At 27.7% G+C, this 25,020-nt stretch carries 24 protein-coding genes and 1 pseudogene; 21 read left to right on the forward strand and 4 right to left on the reverse strand.

The genetic code is table 11. The features are described from left to right. The 3 genes and pseudogenes from HMPREF3045_RS03535 to HMPREF3045_RS03545 form a co-directional block, all read left to right on the forward strand. Positions 1-256: pseudogene (locus HMPREF3045_RS03535) on the forward strand (transketolase); the annotation flags it as partial. A 128-nt stretch (positions 257-384) separates the two neighbouring features. After that, entirely contained in the window at positions 385-1,311 is a 927-nt protein-coding gene (locus HMPREF3045_RS03540) for a hypothetical protein (RefSeq protein ID WP_070737081.1), read from the forward strand. Between the two features lie 189 nt (positions 1,312-1,500). After that, positions 1,501-2,574 (forward strand): hypothetical protein, encoded by a 1,074-nt coding sequence (locus HMPREF3045_RS03545; RefSeq protein WP_070737082.1) that lies wholly within the window; start codon positions 1,501-1,503, stop codon positions 2,572-2,574. Positions 2,575-2,697: 123 nt separating this feature from the next. Here the strand turns inward: HMPREF3045_RS03545 and HMPREF3045_RS03550 are convergent, their stop codons facing one another. The 3 genes from HMPREF3045_RS03550 to HMPREF3045_RS03560 form a co-directional block, all read right to left on the reverse strand. Next, positions 2,698-4,095 carry a hypothetical protein gene (locus tag HMPREF3045_RS03550; protein ID WP_070737083.1) on the reverse strand — a complete coding sequence of 466 codons (1,398 nt, stop codon included), beginning with the start codon at positions 4,093-4,095 and terminating at the stop codon, positions 2,698-2,700. A gap of 64 nt (positions 4,096-4,159) precedes the next feature. Then, a complete protein-coding gene (locus HMPREF3045_RS03555) occupies positions 4,160-5,476 on the reverse strand; it encodes a sensor histidine kinase (protein ID WP_070737084.1) in 1,317 nt (438 codons plus the stop codon). Next, complete coding sequence (locus HMPREF3045_RS03560) at positions 5,457-6,170, reverse strand: response regulator transcription factor (protein WP_070606030.1); 714 nt, start codon at positions 6,168-6,170, stop codon at positions 5,457-5,459. The genes HMPREF3045_RS03555 and HMPREF3045_RS03560 overlap by 20 nt, the downstream gene beginning before the upstream one ends. A 172-nt stretch (positions 6,171-6,342) precedes the next feature. Between HMPREF3045_RS03560 and HMPREF3045_RS03565 the strand changes: the two genes are divergently transcribed. The 3 genes from HMPREF3045_RS03565 (at position 6,343) to HMPREF3045_RS03575 (ending at position 8,111) form a co-directional block, all read left to right on the forward strand. Next, positions 6,343-6,585: a GlsB/YeaQ/YmgE family stress response membrane protein gene (locus tag HMPREF3045_RS03565; RefSeq protein WP_019117459.1), complete on the forward strand. Its 243-nt coding sequence runs from the start codon at positions 6,343-6,345 to the stop codon at positions 6,583-6,585. 104 nt (positions 6,586-6,689) lie between these two features. After that, positions 6,690-7,553 carry a thymidylate synthase gene (thyA, locus tag HMPREF3045_RS03570; protein WP_070737085.1) on the forward strand — a complete coding sequence of 288 codons (864 nt, stop codon included), beginning with the start codon at positions 6,690-6,692 and terminating at the stop codon, positions 7,551-7,553. Between the two features lie 51 nt (positions 7,554-7,604). Next, positions 7,605-8,111, forward strand: a complete 507-nt coding sequence (locus HMPREF3045_RS03575; protein ID WP_070737086.1) for an AAA family ATPase — start codon at positions 7,605-7,607, stop codon at positions 8,109-8,111. Between the two features lie 44 nt (positions 8,112-8,155). On the opposite strand, the gene HMPREF3045_RS03580 is transcribed toward HMPREF3045_RS03575, so the two are convergent. Then, a complete protein-coding gene (locus HMPREF3045_RS03580; protein ID WP_070737087.1) occupies positions 8,156-11,035 on the reverse strand; it encodes a penicillin-binding protein 1A in 2,880 nt (959 codons plus the stop codon). Positions 11,036-11,216: 181 nt separating this feature from the next. On the opposite strand from HMPREF3045_RS03580, the gene hflX reads away from it, so the two are divergent. The 15 genes from hflX to asnS all read left to right on the forward strand — a co-directional run bounded on the left by hflX (position 11,217) and on the right by asnS (position 25,013). After that, positions 11,217-12,452: a GTPase HflX gene (gene hflX, locus HMPREF3045_RS03585; RefSeq protein WP_070737088.1), complete on the forward strand. Its 1,236-nt coding sequence runs from the start codon at positions 11,217-11,219 to the stop codon at positions 12,450-12,452. Beyond that, a complete protein-coding gene (locus HMPREF3045_RS03590) occupies positions 12,427-13,074 on the forward strand; it encodes a YigZ family protein (RefSeq protein ID WP_070737149.1) in 648 nt (215 codons plus the stop codon). The genes hflX and HMPREF3045_RS03590 overlap by 26 nt, the downstream gene beginning before the upstream one ends. A gap of 14 nt (positions 13,075-13,088) precedes the next feature. After that, positions 13,089-13,826: a YebC/PmpR family DNA-binding transcriptional regulator gene (locus HMPREF3045_RS03595; protein WP_070737089.1), complete on the forward strand. Its 738-nt coding sequence runs from the start codon at positions 13,089-13,091 to the stop codon at positions 13,824-13,826. 1 nt (position 13,827) lies between these two features. Next, the gene (gene lgt, locus HMPREF3045_RS03600) at positions 13,828-14,589 is read left to right on the forward strand and encodes a prolipoprotein diacylglyceryl transferase (RefSeq protein ID WP_070737090.1); all 762 of its coding nucleotides are present in this window, start codon (positions 13,828-13,830) and stop codon (positions 14,587-14,589) included. Between the two features lie 186 nt (positions 14,590-14,775). Next, positions 14,776-15,189, forward strand: a complete 414-nt coding sequence (gene mraZ, locus HMPREF3045_RS03605; RefSeq protein ID WP_019117465.1) for a division/cell wall cluster transcriptional repressor MraZ — start codon at positions 14,776-14,778, stop codon at positions 15,187-15,189. Position 15,190: 1 nt separating this feature from the next. Beyond that, on the forward strand, positions 15,191-16,111 hold the full coding sequence (rsmH, locus tag HMPREF3045_RS03610) for a 16S rRNA (cytosine(1402)-N(4))-methyltransferase RsmH (RefSeq protein WP_070639980.1): 921 nt from the start codon (positions 15,191-15,193) through the stop codon (positions 16,109-16,111). A 1-nt stretch (position 16,112) separates the two neighbouring features. Further along, complete coding sequence (locus HMPREF3045_RS03615; RefSeq protein ID WP_019117467.1) at positions 16,113-16,511, forward strand: septum formation initiator; 399 nt, start codon at positions 16,113-16,115, stop codon at positions 16,509-16,511. Between the two features lie 5 nt (positions 16,512-16,516). Further along, entirely contained in the window at positions 16,517-17,467 is a 951-nt protein-coding gene (gene mraY / locus HMPREF3045_RS03620; protein WP_070737091.1) for a phospho-N-acetylmuramoyl-pentapeptide-transferase, read from the forward strand. Then, on the forward strand, positions 17,464-18,774 hold the full coding sequence (gene murD, locus HMPREF3045_RS03625; protein ID WP_070737092.1) for a UDP-N-acetylmuramoyl-L-alanine--D-glutamate ligase: 1,311 nt from the start codon (positions 17,464-17,466) through the stop codon (positions 18,772-18,774). The genes mraY and murD overlap by 4 nt, the downstream gene beginning before the upstream one ends. Continuing rightward, entirely contained in the window at positions 18,775-19,860 is a 1,086-nt protein-coding gene (gene murG, locus HMPREF3045_RS03630; protein ID WP_070737093.1) for an undecaprenyldiphospho-muramoylpentapeptide beta-N-acetylglucosaminyltransferase, read from the forward strand. A gap of 91 nt (positions 19,861-19,951) precedes the next feature. Continuing rightward, positions 19,952-20,653, forward strand: coding sequence for a cell division protein FtsQ/DivIB (locus tag HMPREF3045_RS03635; RefSeq protein WP_257244370.1), 702 nt, complete (start codon positions 19,952-19,954; stop codon positions 20,651-20,653). Between the two features lie 32 nt (positions 20,654-20,685). After that, positions 20,686-21,771, forward strand: coding sequence for a cell division protein FtsZ (gene ftsZ, locus HMPREF3045_RS03640; RefSeq protein ID WP_070737095.1), 1,086 nt, complete (start codon positions 20,686-20,688; stop codon positions 21,769-21,771). Between the two features lies 1 nt (position 21,772). Then, complete coding sequence (gene nrdR / locus HMPREF3045_RS03645) at positions 21,773-22,228, forward strand: transcriptional regulator NrdR (RefSeq protein ID WP_070737096.1); 456 nt, start codon at positions 21,773-21,775, stop codon at positions 22,226-22,228. Between the two features lie 84 nt (positions 22,229-22,312). Next, entirely contained in the window at positions 22,313-23,644 is a 1,332-nt protein-coding gene (locus tag HMPREF3045_RS03650; protein WP_070737097.1) for a replication-associated recombination protein A, read from the forward strand. After that, complete coding sequence (gene asnS, locus HMPREF3045_RS03655; RefSeq protein ID WP_070606016.1) at positions 23,625-25,013, forward strand: asparagine--tRNA ligase; 1,389 nt, start codon at positions 23,625-23,627, stop codon at positions 25,011-25,013. The genes HMPREF3045_RS03650 and asnS overlap by 20 nt, the downstream gene beginning before the upstream one ends. Positions 25,014-25,020: the final 7 nt, after the last annotated feature.

Raw genomic sequence — 25,020 nt, forward strand, 5'->3', positions numbered from 1 at the left:
TGTATCAATGCCATCAATGGAATTATTTAGGATGCAAGATGATTCATACAAAAATGAAATTTTACCAAAAAATGTAAAAAAAGTTTCAATAGAAATGGCATCAACATTTGGCTGGAGCGAATTTACCGGAGATGATGGATTAAATATCGGCATAGATAGGTTTGGAATTTCTGGTAAAGGAGAAGAAGTCCAAGAAGAATTAGGATTTTGTGTAGAAAAAATTAAAGAAAAAATTACAAATAAATTTTTCAAATAAAAATACAAAGACATAAATATAAAGAGACTCATATTGATAAAATATTATTGATATGAGTTTTTTATATTCTTCTTATTTTAATTTTCTAATGGGTAAAATTATAATGAAAATAAAAAAAGGAAGTAAAAATGGAATTGACAGAAAAATTTGAAAAAGACAATTGTAAAAATCCTAGAGAGTATTCACTAATACATAAGGAAATTCCCATAAAATTATCAAGCGATATGTGGGCTGCTCTTGCGTATTTGTTGTGGTATGTGCCAGATATTTCATCGATCCAATCAAAATCAAATGAATTGATTTCAAATAAGGAATATGATTATTATACTTTCGTAGAAATAATGACTTATATGGATTTAAGAGATGAGGATTGTTTGTTTACAAATGAAATTGACGAAAAAATTGCATCTGAATATAAAAAAAGAATTTGTACAAATTCTCAAAAATTAATTTTAACTCAATCTGATGGGGAAACAAAAACTGAATCCTTGTTAAGACATATTAGAAATGCAATAGCACACGGCTCTTTTAATATAGTTGAAGATTTGATGGTTGGTTTTGATGAAAAAATAATTGGCAAAGATGAGGCAAAAACTACAGCAATTTTTAAAATAAAACCAAAAAATCTTTTGAATGCCTTAAAAATGTTAAATGAAGATTTGACAAATCAAAAATTAATTTCAAAAGCCTTAAAAAATACTTCTTATTGGGTTGAGCCTTATCAAGAAGGTTTTGAAAGAAGCAATAAATTTGATTTATATGCCAAGAAAAATGAAAGAAGATACGCGATTGAGATTAGAAATTATAAATCTCAAAGAGATATTGATAAAGGATTTGCAAGAAAGCTTGCTGATAATTTTGAAAAATTAAAAAATGAAAGAGTAAGACCTGTTCTTGTAATAAATACATCTTTTTTGCAAGAAGAATCAAAAAACGAATTGATTGCAGCAGATGTATTGATTTTGGATGTGAAAAATATTAAAAAAATGTTAAAGGGCAGAGATATGATAAGAGAAATTGAAGATGCTCAAAGCCTATATAAATATAAAAAATAAAAATAAATATTAAATTTTCATATATAAATAAATAAAAATTACAAAAATACAATCTAAAATTTTAATTTTATTTACTAATCCTTTAGAAAAATTAATTATTATGAGATTTGAAATTGATTCTTAAAATATTTCCAGTATAATCTTCATATATAAATTATTTATATTTTATAAAATTTTAAAGGAGGAATTATGACTGAAAATTATAATGAAAATAATAGGAAGAAAAGAACTTCCGAAATGAGGGAGCACAGAAGAGCTAGATACAATGATGATTATTCTAGAGATAATAGTATTTCTTGGGGTTCAATTATCGCTGGTGCAATTTCATTTGCAGCTGTTTTTACAGTATTAAGTTTACTTGTTGGAGCTTTAGGTCTTGGAATTTTTTCACCAAATAATGAAAATCCAATTCAATCTATGGGAATTGGTGTAGGAATTGCTACAATAATTATTTTGATAATTTCCTTTGCAATTTCTGGATTTATTTCTGGAGCTTTTTCAAAAGGACAATCTTTACTTCATGGATTTATGAGCTGGGCTTTATCAATAATGTTATTATTTGGTTTAGTAACTAGCATTTTATCATCTGCTTTTGGACTTGCAAGTTCTGCTGCAAAATCTGTAGCAAATACTGCAGGAAATGTTGCAGGAAGCGTAGCAAGCACAGCAGCTGATGGAGCAGGAAATGTTCTATCAAGTGTTGGAGATTCAATTTCTGAAGTTGATATAAAAGAGCTTGAAAAAAATATAGAAGATGCTTTAAAAGAAACTGATGTTAAAGAACTTCAACCTGGATATTTAAAATCTCAACTTGATGAATCAAAAGACGAAATTGCAGAAGCTGGAAAAGAACTTGTAACAAATCCAGAAAATTCTGATCAAATAATTGATGATTTAGCAAAATCTTTAGAGAAAAAGGCTAAAAATATTACTGATTCTGTTGATAAAAAAACAATCCAAGAAGAAGTTTACAAAAATTCAGATCTTTCTAAAAAGGAAAGCGAAGAGGCTGTAAATAATATTTATGATGGAATGGATAAGGCATCAAAAGAAGCTAGCAAACAAATTGAAAATGCAAAAGATTCTTTAGAAAAGGCCAAAAAAGATGTAGATAAAACAGTTGAAAAAGCAAAAGATGGGGCAGAATCTGCAACAAATAAAGCATCAGCTGGAGCTGTTTTAGTATTTTTATTCTTAATTGTTGGACTTGCAATTGAAGTTTATACAGCAAAAATTGGAGAACAATACGTAAATAATCTTTAAAAATAAATTCAAAAAATCCTAAAGGAAATTTCCTTTAGGATTTTTTCGTACGCTTAAATAATTTGAATGTCCATAAGATAGAAAAAAACCACCTACTAGTCAGGTGGAAAAATTAAGTTTTTATTATTTTATCATAGATAAAACTTGCTTGTAAGGATTTTGTGCATTTATAATTTGGCTATATTTTAAATATTTATCATCTTCATCTAAACTTTTTGCGCAATCAATGGAAACTAAAATTCCGGAATGATCTAATTTTATGATTTCAGTTCTCATGTGATAAATAATATCGCTTTTGGATTTATCTCCTTCAAATCCGTTTTTTACAACATAAGCATCTGAAGTATTTTTTAAAATATTTGCAAATCTAATGGCGTCATTTTTTGTATTATCATTTGTCAATATATATATTTTTTTATCTGGCAAATCTGGATCTTTTTTGATTTCAGTTTTTATTTGATCATAATACATAAAATCATTTTTATTTATGCCTTGTGATTTTTCAGGGAATTTTATAGCCTGATTTTTCATAAATGAGGAGTAAGTGTTGACTTTATCCTTGTTATTTTTCATGTAGGATAGACTTTGCTTTAATAAATTTCCCCTATAAAAAATAACTTTTTCGTATGAATAATCTTTATGAATTAGCAAAGGAAGAATTTCGTTTGCATATTTGTCATCAATTGATTCGTTGTTTGATAAGTTAATAAAAATATTTTTAATTTCTTGATTATTTTGTAATATTTTTTTCAAATTTTCCTTGTCTTTTTCCAAATCATTTGAATTAAAACTTGGCATATTTATCTCTAAAATATTTTTATTTTCCTTAATTTCTATTTTTTCTAAATCATCTTTTCTTCCAAGAAGTCTTTTGTACCTATTTACAACTTGAGCATCTCCTAAAATTTTTCCCCTAGGAGAATCTTTATTTTCTTTGTAATATCCAAATATACTTCTATAAGTTTTAATATCAATTACATTTGTTCTATTATCATCAAGGATTGAAAGATATGATTGAATTGCATCAAAAAATTCTTGATCTGATTTTGAATTTTTAATTCTTTTTTTGTAAGCGTCGATTTGATTCATTAGAGATTTCAAATTTTCTTTGTTTTCCTTATCAATAGCATAATTTCTGCTTACATAATAAGTAAGTTTATTAAAATCTGCAATTTTTTCTGCACTTGTAAGGGTTCTTTCTTCAGTATTTCCAATAAAAATTTCTTTTTGTACAGAATTCATTACATTATCTCTAAATTTTGGATATTTATAAGTTTCGAATTTATTTTTTGAAGAAAAAATAGCTTTAACAATAAAAAATATTAAAAAAATCAAGATAAGAAGAAGGGCAAGCCTTCTTCTCATATATTTTCTTTTTTTTGCCTTTAATCTTTTTTTTGATCTTTTATTAATATTTGTTTTTTTTGATTTAATTTTTATATCTTTTTTTCTTACTTTTTTTTTCGTATGTCTTGATGCGGACTGATCTTTTTTATTTCTTTTATTATTTTTACTTTTCATAATTCACCTGTATTTAATATATCAAAAAATAATTTATATACAAAATTTTTTGTAATATAAAAAATTATTTAGGGAAAATAACTGAAAAAGTTGAGCCTTTTCCTAGTTTTGATTTTAATTTTATTTTTCCTCCAAGGCTTTCAACGAAATTTTTTGTAATAGAAAGACCTAGACCATGTCCGTTTGTTTTTGTGTTTCTTGCATCATCAATTCTATAAAATCTCTCAAAAATAACTTCTTTTTTTTCATCAGATATTCCAACACCATTATCCTTTATGTCAATGTAAATATTGTTTTTATCTTCATAAAGGCTTACTCTAATCAAGCCATCTTCTTTTATAGCTTTTATAGCATTTGAAATTAAATTTTGAATTATTTGGCTTATCTTATCCTTATCAGAATAAATCATAACTCCATCTTTTATTTCTTCAATCAAAGAAATATCAAGTTTTGTAAGTCTTGGCTTTATAGTATCAAGAATAAGTTTTATATGTTGGGATAAGTCGAATTCTTTTTTATTTATTTTTAAATATTCAGAATTATCATTGAAAGATTTATTTAAATTTACAACAAGCCCTTCAAGTCTTTGAGTTTCCTCTAACAAAGACGAAAGAGTTTGCTCATCAACATCAATAACTCCATCTTTTATCGCTTCTATATAAAGTTGTAGATTTGTAATTGGAGTTCTAAGTTCATGAGAAATATCTTGAGCGTATTGCTTTCTTACATATTTTTGATTTTTTAAATTCCTTGAAAGATACCTTATATTATTTTGTAAATTTTCAAGCTCAATAATTTTGCTTTCCTTTAAATTTATATCATAATCGCCATCTTTAATTTTTAAAGTTGCATCAGAAATTTGCTTTATAGGATTAGTTATATTTGTAGAAAGCACTAAGGCAATAATTATCCCAATAGTAAGAGAGATGACAATGGCAATTATGATTGAATTTCTAAAATTATTTAAAAGTTCATTAGCTGCCATTTCTCCAGTATCATAAGTTATAATTAATTGGCCCCTATAATCATTGAGATTAGGATTTATAATATCGTAACTTTTTGTAGTGGTAAGAGGATTTTCATTGTCATTTCTTCCCTTAAAACGCATTACTGGCTCATTGTTTTTATCTAAAATTTCAATATCAATATTTAAAGCCTTAGAATATTTGCCAAGTCTTTCTTTCATAGTATAAACATCATTATCAGTCAAAAGACTTTCAAATTGCTTTTTAATATTCAAAGGCATATTATCCTCAGTGGTTGCAAGGAAATTTTTTGTATAGATACTTAATAAATAAGAAATTGCAATAGAAAAAACTAAGATGCAGGCAAAAATTCCTCCAACAAAGTTTCTAATTATTTTATTTCGAAGAGACGTCATCGACACCACCAGATTTATAACCCATACCATAAATTGTTTTTATATAGTCAGGTTTTTTTGGATTATCTTCAATTTTTTGTCTGATATTTTTAATGTGAGTATCAATAGCTCTGTCGTAGGCGTCATAGTCAAAACCAAAAGTGATTTCTATAATTTCTTCTCTAGTAAAAATCTTATTAGGATTTGAAAATAGAGTTTTAATTATTTGAAATTCATTTTTTGTAAGGAAAATTTCTTCTCCATCTTTGAAAAATCTATTATATTCAAGATCCATTTCAAGTCTGCCATCAATTGTTTTTATAATGTCAGCTCTTGGAATATTATATTTTTCAATTCTTCTAAGAACAGTTTTGATTCTTTGCATAAGTTCCTTTGGAGAAAATGGTTTAGTAACGTAATCATCAGCGCCAAGTTTTAAACCATTTATAATATTTTCCTCACTTACCTTGGCAGTAACCATGATAACAGGAACATTAGACTTGTTTCTAATCTCTTTAATAAGATCTTCGCCAGAAATTTTTGGAATCATCAAATCAAGCAAGATCAAATCAATTTGTTCATTTTCAAAAAAATCCAAACCTTCCTTGCCATCAAAAGCTTGAAAGACATTGTAGCCTTCTTTTTCAAGATAAGATTTAATAATTTTTGAAATACCTTGTTCATCTTCAATAATTAAAATATTTATATCATTCATCTGTTTCACCTCTGTTTTATTATACCTTATTAAAATTGTTAAAATTAATATATCCTATTAATTAGTTTATATTATGTGAAAAATTTAAAAAAATGATAGATTTTAAATAAGCTGGGTATAAATAATATGTAAGATAATTACAAAATTTTAAAAATATATGAAGGAGAGAAATATGATTAGTTCAATTATAATAGGCGCATTGTGCGGATGGATTGCAAGTATGATAATGAAAACAGATGCTCAAATGGGAGCTATAGCAAATATAGTAGTAGGAGTTATAGGAGGAGCAATCGGTTCTTGGATACTTGGAATGGTAAATATAAGCGTATCAGGATTTGTAGGAAGTTTAATTTCAGGAATCCTAGGTTCTGTAATTTTAATTTATATTTATAATTTAATAACAAAGAAAAAATAAATTTTAAAAATTTTAAGACTGGTTTAGCCAGTCTTTTTTTGTAAACATTTTAAAAAAAATTTAAATTGCTATCAAATGTCAAGAGGGTTTGCTATAATATAATTATGGATGTAAATGAAAAATATATAAAAATCGCAAAAGAAATTTTAGAAAAAGGCTATGACGAAGAAGAATTAAACAAAGAGGTAAGACCTGTTTGGGATGATGGAGAAAGTGCTTACACAAAATATTTGCCCCAACAAGTCGTAAGATATGAGAAAGGAGAATTGCCTCTAATAAGTTTAAGAAAAATTGCTTGGAAATCAGCTATAAAAGAAATTTTGTGGATTTATCAAGATAGGTCAAATGATGTAAATTTATTAAAAGAAAAATACAAAGTAAATTATTGGGATTCATGGAAAAATGAAGATGGCAATCTAGGAACAGCCTATGGCTATCAAATAAATAAAAAATTCAAATCGCCAGAAACAGGACAGATGACAAATCAAATCGAACGTTTAATTGACCAAATAAAAAATAATCCTCTAAACAGAAGATTAATTATGAATTTGATTGATGTAGACGATATGGCAGATATGACTTTGATACCATGTGCATTTTTGACAATGTGGACAGTAAGCGGAGAATATTTAAACCTTACTTTGGTACAAAGAAGCGGAGATTTTTTGGCGGCAGCAGCACCAGGAGGAATAAATGCTTTCCAATATTACGTTTTATTAAGAATGGTTGCCCAAGTTACAGGATATAAAGCAGGAGATTTTGTTCACTTTATTCAAAATTACCACATTTACAAAAAACACATACCAAGCGTTAAAAAAATATTAGAAATAAAAGTTGACGAAAAAAGCAAACCAAAGCTTGAAATAAATCCAGCTATAAAAGAATTTAAAGATTTTACAATAGATGATTTTAAATTAATAGACTATTATCCAGACCAAACAAAATACGACATAGATATTGCTTTGTAGCTTGTTGCAAAGAAATATTTTTTAAGTATAGTCAATCGGTATGGAGGAATTATGGAAAAAATAACTATAATTGGATCAGGAGGTTCTGGAAAATCAACTCTTGCCAAACAGCTAGGAGAAAAGCTTAATATAGAAGTTTTTTACTTAAATAAAATATGGTGGATAAACGATAAAGACCACATTAGCGATGATGAATTTTTAAAAATTCAAAAAAATATAATAGAAAACAAAAAATCATTTATTTTTGACGGCTACTATCCAGACACTTTGGATTTAAGATTAAAAGCTAGTGATACGATTATTTTTTTAGATTTTCCACCAGTAACAAATTTAAAAAGATCAGTAAAAAGATCATTAACAGAAAAAAATAATGAAGACGATCCAAGCCTAGATAGGACCGAAAAATTAAATAAAGATTATATTTCTTGGCTATTAAATTTTGATAAAAACGAAAGAGATAAAATCCTAGAAAAATTAAATAAGTTAAAATTAGAAAAAAAGATTGTAATAATAGACAATGACAATAAAAAAGATTTATTTTTACAATCTATTGCATAAAAAAAGAGCTTTAAGCTCTTTTTTTAATGTAAATTATTTTTATATTATTGACCATTATTTGTATTGTTTTTATTATTTTTATTTTCTTTATTATCTTTAGATTTTTCATCCTTATCTTTTTTATCCTTTTCATTAGAATTGTCGTCTGATTTTGGCTTTTCAGCTCCTAAAGGAGAATACATATAAGGAATATTATATTTCCAATCTTCTGGTATTATTCCATCCCATTTATTAGGATCATAAGATTTTTTTCTATCAACAAAGGCTCTAGTTGCTTGTAAGGATTTAGGGGTTTTATTTGTTGCAAGCAAATTGTTTCTTTTATCAACTGTGATCCAAACGTGCATATCATCTTCATCTTTTGGAAGATTATCTTTTGTAAATATTTCATCTTTGACAGTGCCTCTAGGATCTGAATAAGATGCATAGGTTGGAAGTTTTCCACTTATTGTGTCAACTTTTGCATGGATTATTCCTTCTGGCTCTTCGAATTTTGCAGTTTCATATTCCTCTAAAAGATTTCTATTAACTACATTCCACATACTAGCTGCTCTATTATATGAATAGCCATTTAAAGATAAATTTTGATCGTCTGATCCCATCCAAACTCCAACTGTATAATAAGGACTATATCCTACACACCAAAAATCAACACTATCATCACTAGTACCAGTTTTGGTAGCATAATCTGTACCATCTAAGTAGATAGTCTGGTAACTTTCTCCAGTAGATTGTAAAGCAGATGTTATTTGATAAGCGGTTTCTGGACTAGTAACTTTATTTTTATTAACTTTATTTGAATCAAAAATTACTTTATTTCTATTATCTTCAATTTTAGAAAAAGTAAGAGGTTCAATATACTCTCCGCCATTTGCAAGAGCGGCGTATGCTGCGGTCATATCTAAAACTGATAGACCTCTTGTCATTGCTCCAAGTCCTAACGCTGCTAAATTTTCATCGTTATGAGCACTATCTTCTTCCTTAGTAATAAAATTATCTTTTTTATCTTTTTTTATTAAACCAAAGTTTTCGAGATATTCTTTTGATTTATCTATCCCTATATCTTTAAGGGTTCTAACTGCGTTAGTATTAATTGAATATACCAAAGAATCTCTTAAAGTTACAATACCTTTGTAATATTTATATACGTTTTCTGGCCAAATTTCTCCTTGTTCATTTCTCATAAATGGAACATCATCAATCCCAGTTGCCAAATTATATCCGTTGTCTAAAGCTGGGGTATAGGTAGCTAGAGGTTTAATTGAGGAGCCAGGTTGTCTTGGCTGATCTATGGCTCTATTTAGTGTTTTAAGACCTTTTTGATCACGTCCACCAACAACAGCTTTTACTTCTCCATTTTTATGGTCAATTACAACAGTAGATGATTGTGGTTGAATAACTCCTTCAAGATCAATATCATAATAAGATTTATTAAGAGAATAAGATCCTGATTCGTTTTTTGTAATTAAATCTTTGTGTGCTTTTAAATATTTTGATGTAATTATAATTGAGCCATCATTTCCTTTTTTGACATTTTCATTTGAAATTAATTGTATTAAGCCTGTTTTATGAGTTCTTAGATTTGAATTTTTGTCATCTAATGTATAAAATTTTTTCAAAATTATATTAGTTTGGTCTAGACGAACTTTGTTTGAATTTATTATGAAATTTTCATTTTCATCAAAGTAGGCTTCATCAGCTGATAAAGTAAAATCATTGTTATCATTAATCACATTTGATTTTGCATAGTATAAAACTTCTCCTTGTTCATTAATAATATTTCCAAAATTATCATATAGTAGAGAAAGTAATGGGGCATTATACCAGCCTTGAGTGTTTCCCATTATATATTCTGAAAAATCATCATAAATATTTTCAAGTTGTTCTTGCATTTTTGTATCTATAGTAGTTGTAATTTTTAAACCACCATAATACAACTTGTTATAAGCTTGTTTTTCATCAATGTCATAAAGTTCTTGTAGTTTTTCTACTACTTGTTTTTCTAAAAGTGTATTAAAATAAGAAGCCATTAATGGTTTTTTGTCTTTTGGTGGCTTTATATTGCTAGCTACATCTTCGTTTAAAGCTTGTTGATATTCTTTTTGAGAAATATATCCTTCTTCTTTCATTTTTAAAAGAACATCTTTTTGTCTTTCAAATGGTTTTGGATTATAAATAGCTGAATATTTTTGCCCATCTATTGAAAATTCTCCTAAAACTTTTTGGTTTGTAACTTCAGATGTTGGGATTGTTTTAAATAAAGCAAATTCTGTAGGGGATTGAACGATTCCTGCGATAGCTGCACATTCGGCAAGTGTTAATTCTCCTACGTCTTTTGAAAAATATGTTTGAGCTGCAGCTTGAACTCCATAAACATTTTGTCCTAGAAAAACTCTATTCATATAAGCTTCGAGTATTTCATCTTTGTTTAAATTTTTTTCGATTTCTAGGGCAAGAAATATTTCCTTAATTTTTCTTTCATAAGTTTGGTCGTTTGAAAGATAAGTGTTTCTTGCAAGCTGTTGAGTTAGAGTTGATCCGCCTCTTACTATTGATCCGCTTTTTAAATTTTGAAAAGCAGAACCAATTATTGACATTGGATCAATTCCACCATGTTTGTAAAATCTTCTGTCTTCAACTGCTACAAAAGCATTTTTCATATTTTCAGGAATTTTATCGTAATCAACAATTTCCCTATTTTCGCTAGTCCTAATAGAATCAATTTCATTTCCATCTTTATCAACTATAGTTGAATTTTCACTCATTTCATATTTTATATTATCGGGATTAACCTTTGGAGATTTTTTCATAACCTCAATTATTCCTCCACCAACTAATCCTGCAAATATAGTTGCTAATATGCCTAAGGCAAAAAACGCTATAAGTAAAACTTTTAAAACTATAGAGGAAATTTTTTTATTCATTTTGACCTCCTTGCTTAAAGTCTTTATTTTTTTATTTCAAATTAATCATAAATTTAAACTTACTATTATTTTATCATTTTTTAAAAATTTAATCTATTTTATTCAAATAAATATTGGAGATTATTTTTAGATTCTTTAATTTGATTCAATAAATTGTATAATCTTAATAGAAAGGAAGTTTATGCAAGAAGTTATACAAGTAAATGTTTTTGAAAAAAATGAAAATCCAAATAAAGAATTTGAGCTTGAATCATTAATTAACACAGCAGGCGGAAAATCTGTTGCAAAAATTAGTCAAGTTATTTCGAAAGTAAATCCAGCCTACTACATAGGTTCTGGAAAAGTTTCTGAAATTGAAGATATAGCAAAAAAATTAGATGTAAACACTGTAGTTTTTGATGTGGAGCTTTCGGCATCTCAGCTTAGAAATCTTGAAGAGAAAATGAAACTTCACGTCGTTGATTGGACAACTTTAATTTTGGATATTTTTGCTCAAAGAGCAAATACAAAAGAAGCAAAATTAAAAATTAAACTTGCTCAATTAAAATATCAGTTGCCAAGAATTAATAAATGGTTTGCTTATCTTTCTCGTCAATCAGGTGGAATTGGAACAAGAGGGCCAGGCGAAACAATGCTTGAAACTGATAAGAGAGCTATAGTTCGTGATATAAGAAGTCTTGAAGAAAAACTAAAAGATTTGGAAAAAACAAAAAGTGTAAATAGAAAATCAAGAGATAAGATTTTAAATATTTCACTTTTGGGCTACACCAACGCAGGAAAATCTACAATATTAAATAATATGCTAAAAATTTTTGGTAAAGAAAAATATGTATATTCTGATGATTTGTTGTTTGCAACTTTGGATACATCAACAAGAAGATTAGATTTTTCAAATACCAAGGTTACCTTAACTGATACAGTAGGATTTATTGATAATTTGTCAAAAGAATTAAATGATTCTTTTCTTACAACACTTGAGGAAATAAAATTTTCAGATATGCTTTTAGTTGTAATTGATTCATCATACGATATTGAAACCCAATTGAAAACAATAGATAAGGCTTTGGAAGATATTGACGTTGGAGATAAAAAAATTCTTTATGTTTTTAATAAAATAGACAAAATAGAAAATGATACTCTTCTGTTAGGATATAAGAGAAAAGAAGAAAAAATTTATATATCAGCAAAAAATCAAGATGATATTATAAAATTGAAAGAAAAAATTGTTGATGTTATAAAAGATGATTATATAAAAGTAAAAATGAAAATACCATACGAAGATGGGAAAGTTTTAGATTATATAATGACAAATTACGACATTGACAATAAAGATTATGATGAGAGTTCATCAATATTAGAGTTTGATATTTCAAAGAAAGACTACAATAAATATGAAAGATATATCGAGAAAAATTAGCGAAGATTATAAAACCATCAAGGGCGAAATTAAAGATGAATTTGAAATAGAAAAATCAATTTTTATCACTAATATGAAATATGTGGAAAGCGAAAAAGATGCCATTTCTTTTATTGAAAAAATCAAAGAAAAATACAAGGATGCCAACCACAATTGCCATGCATATATAATAAATGAAAAACCAGAAATAAAAAGATATTCTGATGATGGAGAGCCACAAGGCTCAGCAGGTCTTCCCATGCTTTCGGTTTTAGAAAAAGAAAAACTTTTTAATGTAGTTGCAATTGTAACTAGGTATTTTGGTGGCAAAAAACTTGGGAAGGGCGGTCTAGTAAGAGCCTACACAAGAGGAGTTTCAGATTGCCTTGATGGAAATATTACTTGTCGAAAAATTTTTGTAGAAAGTAAAATAATTTTCGATTATAATTTACTAGGAATAATAGAAAACTTCCTAAATGAAGAAAAATATATTATTATAGAAAAGGACTTTCTTGAAAATGTTAGAATAAATTTATATATTAAAAAGGAAGATTTTGAAAAATTTGAAAAAAAACTTATTGATATGACATCATCGAATATAAAAATAGAAAAAATTGATGAAATAATGTTATACGAAGATTAAAAATAGGAGGAAATATGTCAGGACATAATAAGTGGAGCAAAATTAAAAATAAAAAAGGTAGTGAAGACGCAAGACGTGGAAAAATTTTTACAAAACTTGGTAGAAATATTTCAGTTGCAGTAAGAGAAGGTGGAGATAATCCAGAATATAATCCAGCTTTAAAAGCAGCAATCGACAAGGCAAAAGCAGAAAATATGCCAAATGATAATATAGAAAGAGCAATAAAAAAAGCAAGCGGCGACACAAGCGGAGCAAATTTTGAAAGAATAATTTACGAAGGCTATGCCAAAGATGGAGTAGCTGTAATTGTAGATTGTCTTACAGACAATAAAAATAGAACAGCTCCAGATATTAGACACATTTTTGATAAAAACGGTGGAAATCTTGGAACAGATGGTTCAGTTATGTTTATGTTTAACAGAAAAGGACTTATTGAAATCGAAAAAGATGAAATTGATTTTGATGAATTGATGTTAGAAGTTATTGATTTTGGAGCAGAAGACGTAACAGACGAAGGAGATGTTTATCAAATAATAACAAGCGTTGAAGACTTCCAAACAGTTCTTGATGGAATAAAAAAAGAAAATTATAAACTTGCAAAGGCAGATATTTCGTATATTGCAGACAATTTGATTGATGCACAAGAATCAAATAATAAACAAATAATGAAATTAATCGATTCCCTTGAAGATAACGATGACGTTCAAGAAGTTTATACAAATTGGAATGTGCCAGATAATATAGAAGAATAATATGTTAAATTTTAATATAGATAGAGTAGCATTTTCTCTTTTTGGAATTGATATATATTGGTATGCAATATTAATTATTACCGGAGTTTTAATTGGAGCAAAATTTGCCCAAAAAGAATTTGTAAAAAGAGGATTTAAAGAAGATTTTATTTACGACTTACTTTTTGTGATTTTGCCACTTGCAATTATTGGAGCAAGAGCTTGGTATGTAATTTTTGAATGGGATATGTACAAAAATAATCCAATTCAAATTTTAAATTTCAGAGCAGGAGGACTTGCTATCCACGGCGGAATTTTATTTGCAATAATTGGTATTTATTTTTATGCCAAGAAAAAAGAAATTCCGTTGATAGATATTTTAGATGTAATGGCACCATCTTTAGCTTTTGGTCAAGCCATTGGAAGGTGGGGTAATTTTGTAAATGGAGAAGCACACGGGACACCTACAAATTTGCCATGGGCGATAATAGTTGATGGAGTAAAAGTCCATCCTACATTTTTGTATGAATCAATTGGAGATTTTTTAATATTTTTATTTTTAATAAATTATAGGAAAAAAAATCCCAAAAAAGGAATTCAAACAGCAATATATTTTATCGCTTACGGAATTTTGAGATTTTTTGTAGAAGGACTTAGAACAGATTCTCTAATGATAGGGCCAATAAGAATGGCACAACTTACAAGCGTTATTTATTTAATCGTAGGCTTGTATTTATTTTTCAAATATAAAAATATAAATTTAAAACCATATAGAAAAAATTAAACAGCTTCGGCTGTTTTTTTATTGAAAATTTTTATTTTGGGAATTCAAACCACTTTTTTTAAAAAATATAAAAAAAATTAAAAATTTCAAAAAAATTTTAAAAAAATAAATTTTTTAATCCTTTACAATTTACAGATTTTGGTATAAAATATATGTGAAGTGGAAATAAGTGGTAGAAGGTGGGTCATGTTTTTAGGAGAATTCATTCACAAATTAGATTCTAAAAATAGAATAATGATGCCAAGTGAATTTAGAGATGATCTTGGTAATGAATTTTATGTAACCAAGGGCCCAGAACGCTCATTAGTTTTGTATACTATTGAGGAATTTGAAAAACGTGCTAAAAAGTACGAAGAATTATCCTACCAAAACAAAAACAACAGGGCGATAAAAAGATTGTTTTTTTCTTCCACTATCAAGGCTTATTTGGATAAACAAGGGCGAGTTTTATTAAATAAGCAATTACGCGACTATGCTAATTTAGGCAAAGAGGCTATTATAATCGGAAATAATTCAAACATAGAAATATGGGATTTGAATAATTGGAATGATTATATTGGTGATGTTGAAGTGAACTTATCAGAAATTATGGATCAGTAATATGGAATTTTCTCATAAATCAGTTTTGTTAAATGAAACTATTGAAAACTTAAATATAAAAGAAGATGGAATATATGCTGACCTAACTTTGGGTAAGGGAGGCCATTCTAAAGAAATTTTAAAAAAATTATCACCAAATGGTCTTTTGATTGGCTTAGATCAAGATAAGGATGCTATCAAAGCAGCTAGAGAAAATTTGAAAGATTTTTCTAATGTCTTATATTTTAATGAGAATTTTGAAAATATTGAAAATGTTCTTGATGAAGCTGGTTTTAATAGGATAGATGGCGCTTTGATGGATATTGGCGTAAGTTCTTACCAAATTGACAATGAAGATCGAGGTTTTTCTTATATGAAAGACGGTCCATTGGATATGAGGATGAACAAAGATAATGAGTTAACAGCAAAACAAATTGTCAATGATTACTCTTTGGATGAGCTTTGGAAAATTTTTTCTGAATATGGAGAGGAAAGATATTCCAAAACAATTGCTAAAGCAATAGTAGATTACAGAAAAATGCACGAAATTAATACAACTTTACAACTCCGAAATATTGTTATGAAATCTGTAAATACTAGTGAAGCTCATCCTGAAAAAAGAGTATTCCAAGCTTTAAGAATTGAAGTTAATAGAGAGCTTGAAGTTTTGGAAAATACTTTAGAAAAAATAGTTGATCGTCTAAATAAAAATGGAAGATTATGTGTAATAACTTTTCATTCTTTGGAAGACAGGATCGTTAAAAATAAATTTAAAGAGATGAGTAAAAAATGTATTTGTCCACCTGATTTTCCTGTTTGTGTTTGCAATCATGAAAAAAAGGTAAAATTAATTAGCAAAAAACCTATTTTACCAAGCAAAGATGAATTGAAAAATAATAATAGGTCTCATAGTGCTAAGCTTAGAGTTTGTGAGAGGATTTGATATGTCAAACGCTTTGAAAAAAAGAAAAATAAATAAAAATTTAAATAAAAAATTAAAGCTAAGTTTGCACGATCAAACTTCTTATGATATTAAGTTTAGATATAATAAACTCCAAAAAAAAGATAGGAAGTTTAAGAGAAATATATTAGCTTTATTATTTTTATCTTTTATTTTTATGGGTTTTATTTCATTACATAATTATATTAAATTGAATAATAGAATAAAAGAGTATAATAAATTACAAAGTCAATATACATCTTATCAATTAACAAGGGATAGATTAAATAGTGATCTTGAAGATTCAGTTAGTTTGAAAGAAATTCAAAGATATGCGATGGAAAATCTTGGCATGATTTATGAAAATGAAGGTAATGTTGTATATCTTAATATTGATAGGTAGGAGAGATGAAAAATACGATTTTAATTATTTTAATAAGTTTAATATTAACTTTGATTTTGGGAAAAATTATAATTCCAATTTTAAGATCAAGTCATATTGGACAAAATATTAGACAAGAAGGACCAAAAAGTCATTATGGAAAAGCAGGTACGCCAACTATGGGTGGTATTATATTTTTAATATCAGCACTTGTTTTGACATTGATATTTGTTCCTTTTTCTATGAAAACTTTTATATTATTGTTAGCAACTTTTGGATTTGGAGCTATAGGTTTTATTGATGATTTTAGAAAATTAATTTTAAAGAGATCATTAGGATTAACAGCTAAGCAAAAAATAATTCTTCAAGTTGCTTTATCATTTTTAATTGCAATTTTATGTTTTATTTTCCAAAATGATACAATAACAAAATTGTGGATTCCTTTTACAGATATTAGATTAAATGTTTCAATTTTAGGAATTCCTATAATGATGTTTATTATGATTGGAACTTCAAATGCTGTAAATTTAACTGATGGACTAGATGGTTTATCTACTCAAGTTTCTATTCCAGTATTTTTAACATTTATAATTTTAAGTCAAAATATAGAAGATGAATTGTTTGCAAGTATTATGCTTGGTTCTGTTTTAGGATTTTTATTTTATAACTCAAATCCAGCAAGTGTATTTATGGGGGATACAGGTTCTATGGCAATCGGTGGAGCTGTAGTTGGACTTGCCATAAATATGGGAATAACTTTATTTTTAATTATACTTGGAGGAGTTTATGTGGCTGAGGCTTTAAGTGTAATAATTCAAGTTGCCTCATACAAATTTAGAAATAAAAAGAGAATATTTTTGATGACTCCAATCCACCATCATTACGAATTGAAAGGATACAAAGAACCAAAAATAGTTACTGGTTTTACAATAGTATCAGTAATTTTATCTTTGATTACTTTATTGATAGTATTATGAAAAAAGTTTTAGTTTATGGTTTAGGAATTACAGGCATATCTACAGTAAAAACTTTGGACAAATTAGGTTATGAAGTTTTTACTTTCGATAAAAATAAAAATACTGATGAAAGATTAGAGGGCTATAATTATAGCCCTATTTCTGATATTAAAATTGAAGAAAAATATGATTTTGTAGTAAAATCTCCAGGAATTAGACCTGATGATGATATTATAAAAATTTTAGAAAAAAATAATGAGATAATTACTGATATTGAATTATCATATAGACTTTTTAAAGATAAAAAAAATATAGCAATTACAGGAACAAATGGCAAAACAACAACTACTTCACTTATTAGCCATATTTTAAATCAAAGTGGAAATAAAGCTATTGGAGTCGGAAATATTGGCGAAGGCATTTTGTGGCAAATGTATAAGAATGATGAGATTTTTGTTGAAGAAATTTCTTCATTTCAACTTCACAATACCAAATTTTTTAAGCCACATATAGCAGGGATTTTAAATATTACTCCAGATCACATAGATTGGCATGGATCTTTTGAAAATTATATAGAAGATAAGTTAAAAATTGCTATAAATCAAAATGAAAGTGATTATCTTATCATTAATCACGACGATGAAATTTTAAGAAAAAATAAAAATAAATTCAAATCAAAAATATACGAATTTTCTATAAAAGAAGAAGTTCAAAAAGGAATATATTTGAAAGATGACTCTCTTTATTTAAAAGACGAAAAAGAAATTTATTTATTAAAAAGAGATGATTTAAAAATTGTAGGAGATCACAATCTTTTAAATGTAGCTTGTGCTATACTTTGCTTGTATTTATTTGGCCTTGATCTTGATGAAATTATAAAATATACAAAAACTTTTAAGGCTATTGATCATAGACTTGAATTTGTAAAAAAAATTAGAAATGTATCTTTTTACAATGATTCTAAGGCTACTAATGTAGATTCTGCAATAAAAGCAATAAATAGTTTTGATAAAAATGTTATTTTGATTGCAGGTGGCTATGATAAAAAAATTGATTACACGCCATTATTTAAAGATACAAAGAAAAAAATAAAAACTATGATTTTAATGGGTCAAACAAAGGAAAGTTTACGAAATCTTTGCGAGAAATATAAAATTAATTATTATTTAGTAAATGATATGAAAGAAGCTGTAAATAAATCTTTTGAAATAATGAAAGATTTTGATACGGTATTGCTCTCTCCTGCAAGTGCTAGTTGGGGAATGTATGACAATTACATGCAAAGAGGGGATGACTTCAAAAAAAGAGTTTTAGAAAAGGAAGATTAGATGAGAGTAATAGTATCTGGCGGTGGAACTGGCGGACACATTTATCCAGCCATAGCCATGTGCCAAAAATTAGAAGAAGAAATAGATGATTTGGAAATTCTTTATGTGGGATTAAATGATGGGCCAGAAAAAAGAATTGTAAATAAATATGGTTACAAATTTAGATCTATTGAAGCTATGGGTCTACCAAGAAAAATTTCCAAAAGACTGTTTAAATCTCTTTTGACAAATTTAAGAGGTTTCAAAGAAGCAAAAAAAATTATTAAAGAATTCAAACCAGATCTTGTTATAGGAACAGGTGGTTATGTTTGTGCACCAATTCTCTATCAAGCAAGCAAGAAAAATATAAAAACTTTGATACATGAATCAAATTCTTTTCCAGGAGTTACTACAAGATTTTTGTCAAACAAAGTCGACCTTGTTTGTATATCATTTGAAGAAGCAAAAAAACATTTGAAAAATAAAAATAATGTTTATGTAACAGGAAATCCAGTAAGAACTAATTTTAATACATCATATAGTCAAGAAGATTTGGACAAGTTAGGAATAAAAAAAGATAGACCAGTAGTTTTTTCTTTTGGAGGTTCTAATGGTTCAAAATATCTAAATGATGCAGTTAAACAAATGAGTGAATTTATGGATGGAAAATTTTATTTGCTCCATCAAACTGGATTAAAAAATTATGATGAATTTATTAAAAACACAAAAGAAAATGAATATATAAAGGCATTTTCTTATATAGATAATATAGATTTATTTTATGCGGTAAGTGATTTAGTAATAGCATCATCAGGAGCTATGAGTTTAAGCGAAATATCAAATCTAAAAAAAGCATCAATTTTAATACCAAAAGCCTACACAACAGAAAACCATCAAGAATATAACGCAAGGTCATATTTGAAAAAAGGTGCTTGCTCAATGATTTTGGAAAAAGAATTAAATGGCAAAATCCTCTATGAAAATATACTTGATATTGTAGAAGATAAAGAAAAATTAAAGGAAATGGGCGAGAAGGCAAGCTTGTTACAAAATCCTAATGCAAGTGATGAAATTTTTGATTTGATAAAAAAAGTTATGGGTATGTGAAATGAGCAAAAAAAATAGACAAAAAAATAAAGGCAGAAAAAAGTTAAAAAGAAAACAAAAATTATTTACTCCTTTTTTTGTGATTTTTTTAATGATAGTAATCGCAGCTATATTAATTGTTAATTTATTTAGGCATGACTATTATAAAATTTCTCAAGTTTATATAAAAGGAAATAAAATTTTATCAAATGATCAAATTTTATCAAAATTAAATAATCCAATGGGAAAAAATATAATTTTATACGATGAGAAAGAAAGTATAGAACATCTAAAAAAAGAAAAAATAATAAAAAGTGCCAAAATAGAAAAAGAACTTCCAGATAAAATTATAGTAAGAGTAAAAGAAGAATATCCTTATATGATTGCAAGATACAAAAAGGATAGCTATGTTATTGCAAATACAGGAAAAGTATTAGATAAAACAGTAAATGAAGAAAATAATAATTTACTAAAAATCAAAGGAATAAAAAACAAACCAGAAATTGGAAAAAATTTTACCGATAAAAAAAATCTAATAAAATTTATCGATTCTATTCAAAAGCTAAAATATGCTAAAGACATAAAAGAAATAGACTTGGAAAACTATAATGAAATTGGTATAATAATAAATGATATTCAGATTAATTTCGGAGATTTAAAAAATTATAATTATAAACTTAAACTACTTGATTCAGTTTTAAAGGATATAGAAAATAAAAAAATAAAAGCTTATTCAATTAGCCTAGATAAGGGTAAGAATCCAGTAGTTGAAGTTGAAGAAAAAAGTCTTGACGAAAAAGATGAAAATAATTAAAAATATTAATCTTAATGAAACGGGGGATGAAGATGGCAAATATTAACATGGAAGTAGAAAATAACGCCTTAGCCAAAATAAAAGTAATAGGAGTTGGTGGTGGCGGAAATAATGCTATAAGTAGAATGAGAGAGGGTGGCCTTTCTGGAGTAGAATTTATTGCATTAAATACAGACCTTCAAACTTTAAATGAAGCGAATGCTGACATCAAATTACAAATAGGAGCAAAGCTTACAAGAGGACTTGGAGCTGGAGCTAATCCTGAAATTGGTGAAAAAGCTGCTGAAGAAAGTGAATCAGAAATTGATGAATCACTAAAGGGAGCAGACATGGTATTTATCACTGCTGGAATGGGCGGTGGAACTGGTACTGGAGCAGCCCCTGTTGTAGCAAGAAAAGCAAAAGAACAAGGAATACTTACAGTAGGTGTTGTAACTCGTCCTTTCACATTTGAAGGAAGAAAAAGACAAACATCTGCAGAAGGTGGAATCGAAGCTTTAAAAGAATGTGTGGATACATTAATTACAATTCCAAATGATAGACTTTTACAAATTGTAGAAAAAAGAACATCAATGGTAGACGCATTTAAAATGGCTGACCAAGTACTTATGGATGCTGTAAGTGGTATTTCAGAACTTATAGCTGTACCAAATGTAATCAACCTTGATTTTGCTGATGTTAAATCAATTATGTCAGACCAAGGAATAGCTCACATGGGAATTGGTAAAGCAAGCGGAGAAAACAGAGCAGTAGATGCTGCAAAAGCTGCAGTAAATTCTCCATTACTTGAAACATCAATCGAAGGAGCTAATGCAGTATTATTAAATGTAACTGCAGCAGAAGTTGGTCTAATGGAAGCAAACGAAGCAGCAGAATTAATTAGAGAACATATAGATTCAGATGCAAATATAATTTTTGGTGTAGGAAGCGATGAATCATTGGGCGATGACATTAAAATTACTGTAATTGCCACAGGATTTGATCAAGACAACCAAACAAGAAGAGAAGTTTTAGAAAACAGAAGATCTTCACAAAGTGTTAGCCAAAGACAAACACAAAAAAAACCAAGTTCTTCAAATCCATTTGACGATATAGATCTTCCAGATTTCTTAAAATAAAATGAAGTGTCCATATTGTGACTCAAATGATACAAAAGTTATAGACTCTAGAGCAACAGAAGATAATCATGCTATTAGAAGAAGAAGGCTATGTCAATCTTGCAATAAAAGATTTTCAACTTATGAAAGATATGAAGACCAAACTTTAATGGTTGTAAAAAAAGATAATACTAGAGAATCTTTTGATAGGTCAAAACTTATAAGTGGAATTGTAAAATCTTGCGAAAAAAGACCTGTAAGCATGGAAGACATTGAAAAAATAGCAGATGATGTCGAAGTTTCTATAAATCATATTGGTAAAAAGGAAGTATCATCCACTACCATAGGAAAATTTGTCATGGAGCATCTAAAACAATTAGATCCTGTAGCTTATGTGAGATTTGCATCAGTATATAGGGAATTTAAAGATGTTGAGAGTTTCTATAGAGAGATTAAAAATTTAAAAGAAAAAAATTAGAAAATTTAAGGGGCTATTGCAAGATGAAAATGACAAAAAACAAATTCATTTTGCAACAGTCCTTTTTTTGAAAGATTGGATAAAATGGACTTATTTGAATTAAATAAATTAAGAGAACTAGAAAAGTCTGCGCCATTAGCTGACAGGATGAGACCTGAAAAAATTGAAGATTTTTTAGGACAAGATCATCTTCTAGGAGAAGGAAAAATTTTAAGAAGAATGATAAAATCTGATAGAATTTATTCTTCTATTTTTTATGGACCTCCAGGAGTTGGCAAAACTACCCTTGCAAAAATTATTTCAAATTCAACTAATATGGCTTTTGAAAAAGTTTCTGCGGTAGCTAGTGGAATTAATGACTTAAAGAAAAAAATTCAAATTGCAAAAGATAATTTGAAATTTGAAAATAAAAAAACTATTTTATTTATTGATGAAATTCATAGATTTAATAAAAGTCAACAAGATTATTTACTGCCTTTTGTTGAAGATTCTACGATTATTTTGATAGGAGCTACAACAGAAAATCCATATTTTGAAGTAAATAAAGCTTTAATTTCTAGAATGTATGTATTTGAATTAAAAGCACATACAGATGATGATTTAAAAAAATTAATAGATATGGCTTTAAGTCGAGATAGGCTTTTACAAAATAAAAATATAAAAATTGACGATGATGCCAGAAATACTTTGGTTAAATATTCTAACGGGGATTGTAGAGCCTTGTTGAATGCTTTAGAAATTGCAATATTTTCACAAGAAGATAAAGAAGGTATAATAGTAGTTGATCGAAAAAGTATTATAAATTCTATCCAAAAGAAAATTTCTATTTATGATAGGGATGGAGATAGACATTATGATACTATTTCTGCTTTTATAAAATCTATGCGTGGCTCAGATCCTGATGCAGCAATTTATTATTTGGCAAAAATGTTAAATAGCGGAGAAGATATAAAATTTATAGCAAGAAGAATGATTATATTTGCATCAGAAGATATTTCGCTTGCTGATCCCTACGCGCTAGGCCTTGCTACAAATACTTTTACAGCAATTAATACTGTAGGTATGCCAGAGGCAAGAATTATTTTGGCAGAGACTTGTATATATTTATCTTTAGCAAAGAAAAATAATTCTACATACCTTGCTATAAATAAGGCTATGGATTTTGTAAAAAATGAAAAAGATTTGGAAGTACCAAATAAATTAAAAGATACCCATTATAAAGGAAGTAAAAATTTAGTTAAAGATACTTATTTATATCCTCATGATTATGACGGATATGTAAAACAAGACTATCTTCCAGATGGCTTTGTAGATGAAAAATTTTATAATCCAAAAAATATAGGTTATGAAAAAATACTTAATGAAAGTTTAGAAAAAATTAAGAGAGGAAATAAGGATGAAATTAAGAGAGATTAAAAAAGATGTTGAAAAATACATCGACCAAGAAATTACAGTTGAAGGATGGATTAGACAGGCGAGATTTACAAAAAATGTCGGCTTTATAGAATTAAATGATGGGACAATTTTTAAAAATCTTCAAATTGTTGTTGGAAAAGAATTAGAAAATTTTGAAGATTTACAAAAAGAACATCTTTCAGCATCATTAAGAATCAAAGGAATTCTTGTAAAAACAAATAATGCCAAACAAGCCTACGAACTTCAAGCAAAATCTGTAGAAGTTTTAGGTCACAGTGATGAGAAATTTCCTATTCAAAAACAAAAACAATCTCTTGAATATATGAGAACTATTCCTCATTTAAGAGCTAGAACTAATACTTACAGGGCAGTTTTTAGATTAAGGTCAAAACTTGCTTATGCTCTTCATAAATTTTTCCAAGAAAGAGGATTTATTTATTTAAATGCTCCATTAATTACTGCATCTGATACAGAAGGTGCTGGAGAAATGTTCCAAGTTACTACCCAAAATTTAGATAAATTAGATTTAAATAAGGATGGAAAAGTTGATTATTCTAAAGATTTCTTTGGAAAAAAATCTTATTTGACAGTTTCAGGACAACTTGAGGCAGAAGATTATGCTCTTGCTTTATCAAATATTTATACTTTTGGTCCAACTTTTAGGGCTGAAGAATCAAACACACCAAGACACGCTGCGGAATTTTGGATGATTGAACCAGAAATTGCTTTTGCAGATTATAATGTGTGCATGGATGTGGCTGAAGATATGATGAAATATATGATAAGTTTTGTTTTAGAAAATTGTAAGGATGAAATTGAATTTTTCAACGAAAGAGTTGATGATACTTTGATTGAAAGACTTACAAAAGTTAAAGAGGCAAAATTTGCAAGAATTACTTATACTGAGGCTATAGAAAAATTACAAGAAGCTGATGTTGATTTTGAATATCCTGTAAAATGGGGAATGGATCTTCAAACTGAGCATGAAAGATATTTATCAGAAAAAATAGTTGATGGTCCAGTTTTTGTTACAGATTATCCAAAAGATATAAAGGCATTTTATATGAGAAGAAATGAAGATGGAAAAACTGTTGCAGCTTTTGATATGTTAGTTCCTGCTGTAGGAGAATTAATTGGTGGAAGTCAAAGGGAAGAAAGATATGATGAGCTTGTAAAATCTATGGAAGATAATGGGCTAAAACTTGAAGATTATCAAAATTATTTAGATTTAAGAAAATATGGAACAGTAGTTCACTCAGGTTATGGACTTGGATTTGAAAGAGCAGTAATGTATCTTACAGGAATGAAAAATATCCGTGACGTAATCCCTTACCCAAGAACAGTAAAATCTTTTGCATCAAAAAACTAAGGAGAAA

Origin of the sequence: Anaerococcus sp. HMSC075B03 (genome assembly GCF_001815585.1) — a bacterium.
Taxonomy (GTDB): Bacteria; Bacillota; Clostridia; order Tissierellales; family Peptoniphilaceae; genus Anaerococcus; species Anaerococcus vaginalis.

Coding starts and splice junctions, on each gene's coding strand:
- HMPREF3045_RS03540 (WP_070737081.1), top strand. CDS start 385: ATGGAATTGACAGAAAAATTTGAAAAAGACAATTGTAAAAATCCTAGA.
- HMPREF3045_RS03545 (WP_070737082.1), top strand. CDS start 1,501: ATGACTGAAAATTATAATGAAAATAATAGGAAGAAAAGAACTTCCGAA.
- HMPREF3045_RS03550 (WP_070737083.1), bottom strand. CDS start 4,095: ATGAAAAGTAAAAATAATAAAAGAAATAAAAAAGATCAGTCCGCATCA.
- HMPREF3045_RS03555 (WP_070737084.1), bottom strand. CDS start 5,476: ATGACGTCTCTTCGAAATAAAATAATTAGAAACTTTGTTGGAGGAATT.
- HMPREF3045_RS03560 (WP_070606030.1), bottom strand. CDS start 6,170: ATGAATGATATAAATATTTTAATTATTGAAGATGAACAAGGTATTTCA.
- HMPREF3045_RS03565 (WP_019117459.1), top strand. CDS start 6,343: ATGATTAGTTCAATTATAATAGGCGCATTGTGCGGATGGATTGCAAGT.
- thyA (WP_070737085.1), top strand. CDS start 6,690: ATGGATGTAAATGAAAAATATATAAAAATCGCAAAAGAAATTTTAGAA.
- HMPREF3045_RS03575 (WP_070737086.1), top strand. CDS start 7,605: ATGGAAAAAATAACTATAATTGGATCAGGAGGTTCTGGAAAATCAACT.
- HMPREF3045_RS03580 (WP_070737087.1), bottom strand. CDS start 11,035: ATGAATAAAAAAATTTCCTCTATAGTTTTAAAAGTTTTACTTATAGCG.
- hflX (WP_070737088.1), top strand. CDS start 11,217: ATGCAAGAAGTTATACAAGTAAATGTTTTTGAAAAAAATGAAAATCCA.
- HMPREF3045_RS03590 (WP_070737149.1), top strand. CDS start 12,427: ATGAAAGATATATCGAGAAAAATTAGCGAAGATTATAAAACCATCAAG.
- HMPREF3045_RS03595 (WP_070737089.1), top strand. CDS start 13,089: ATGTCAGGACATAATAAGTGGAGCAAAATTAAAAATAAAAAAGGTAGT.
- lgt (WP_070737090.1), top strand. CDS start 13,828: ATGTTAAATTTTAATATAGATAGAGTAGCATTTTCTCTTTTTGGAATT.
- mraZ (WP_019117465.1), top strand. CDS start 14,776: ATGTTTTTAGGAGAATTCATTCACAAATTAGATTCTAAAAATAGAATA.
- rsmH (WP_070639980.1), top strand. CDS start 15,191: ATGGAATTTTCTCATAAATCAGTTTTGTTAAATGAAACTATTGAAAAC.
- HMPREF3045_RS03615 (WP_019117467.1), top strand. CDS start 16,113: ATGTCAAACGCTTTGAAAAAAAGAAAAATAAATAAAAATTTAAATAAA.
- mraY (WP_070737091.1), top strand. CDS start 16,517: ATGAAAAATACGATTTTAATTATTTTAATAAGTTTAATATTAACTTTG.
- murD (WP_070737092.1), top strand. CDS start 17,464: ATGAAAAAAGTTTTAGTTTATGGTTTAGGAATTACAGGCATATCTACA.
- murG (WP_070737093.1), top strand. CDS start 18,775: ATGAGAGTAATAGTATCTGGCGGTGGAACTGGCGGACACATTTATCCA.
- HMPREF3045_RS03635 (WP_257244370.1), top strand. CDS start 19,952: ATGATAGTAATCGCAGCTATATTAATTGTTAATTTATTTAGGCATGAC.
- ftsZ (WP_070737095.1), top strand. CDS start 20,686: ATGGCAAATATTAACATGGAAGTAGAAAATAACGCCTTAGCCAAAATA.
- nrdR (WP_070737096.1), top strand. CDS start 21,773: ATGAAGTGTCCATATTGTGACTCAAATGATACAAAAGTTATAGACTCT.
- HMPREF3045_RS03650 (WP_070737097.1), top strand. CDS start 22,313: ATGGACTTATTTGAATTAAATAAATTAAGAGAACTAGAAAAGTCTGCG.
- asnS (WP_070606016.1), top strand. CDS start 23,625: ATGAAATTAAGAGAGATTAAAAAAGATGTTGAAAAATACATCGACCAA.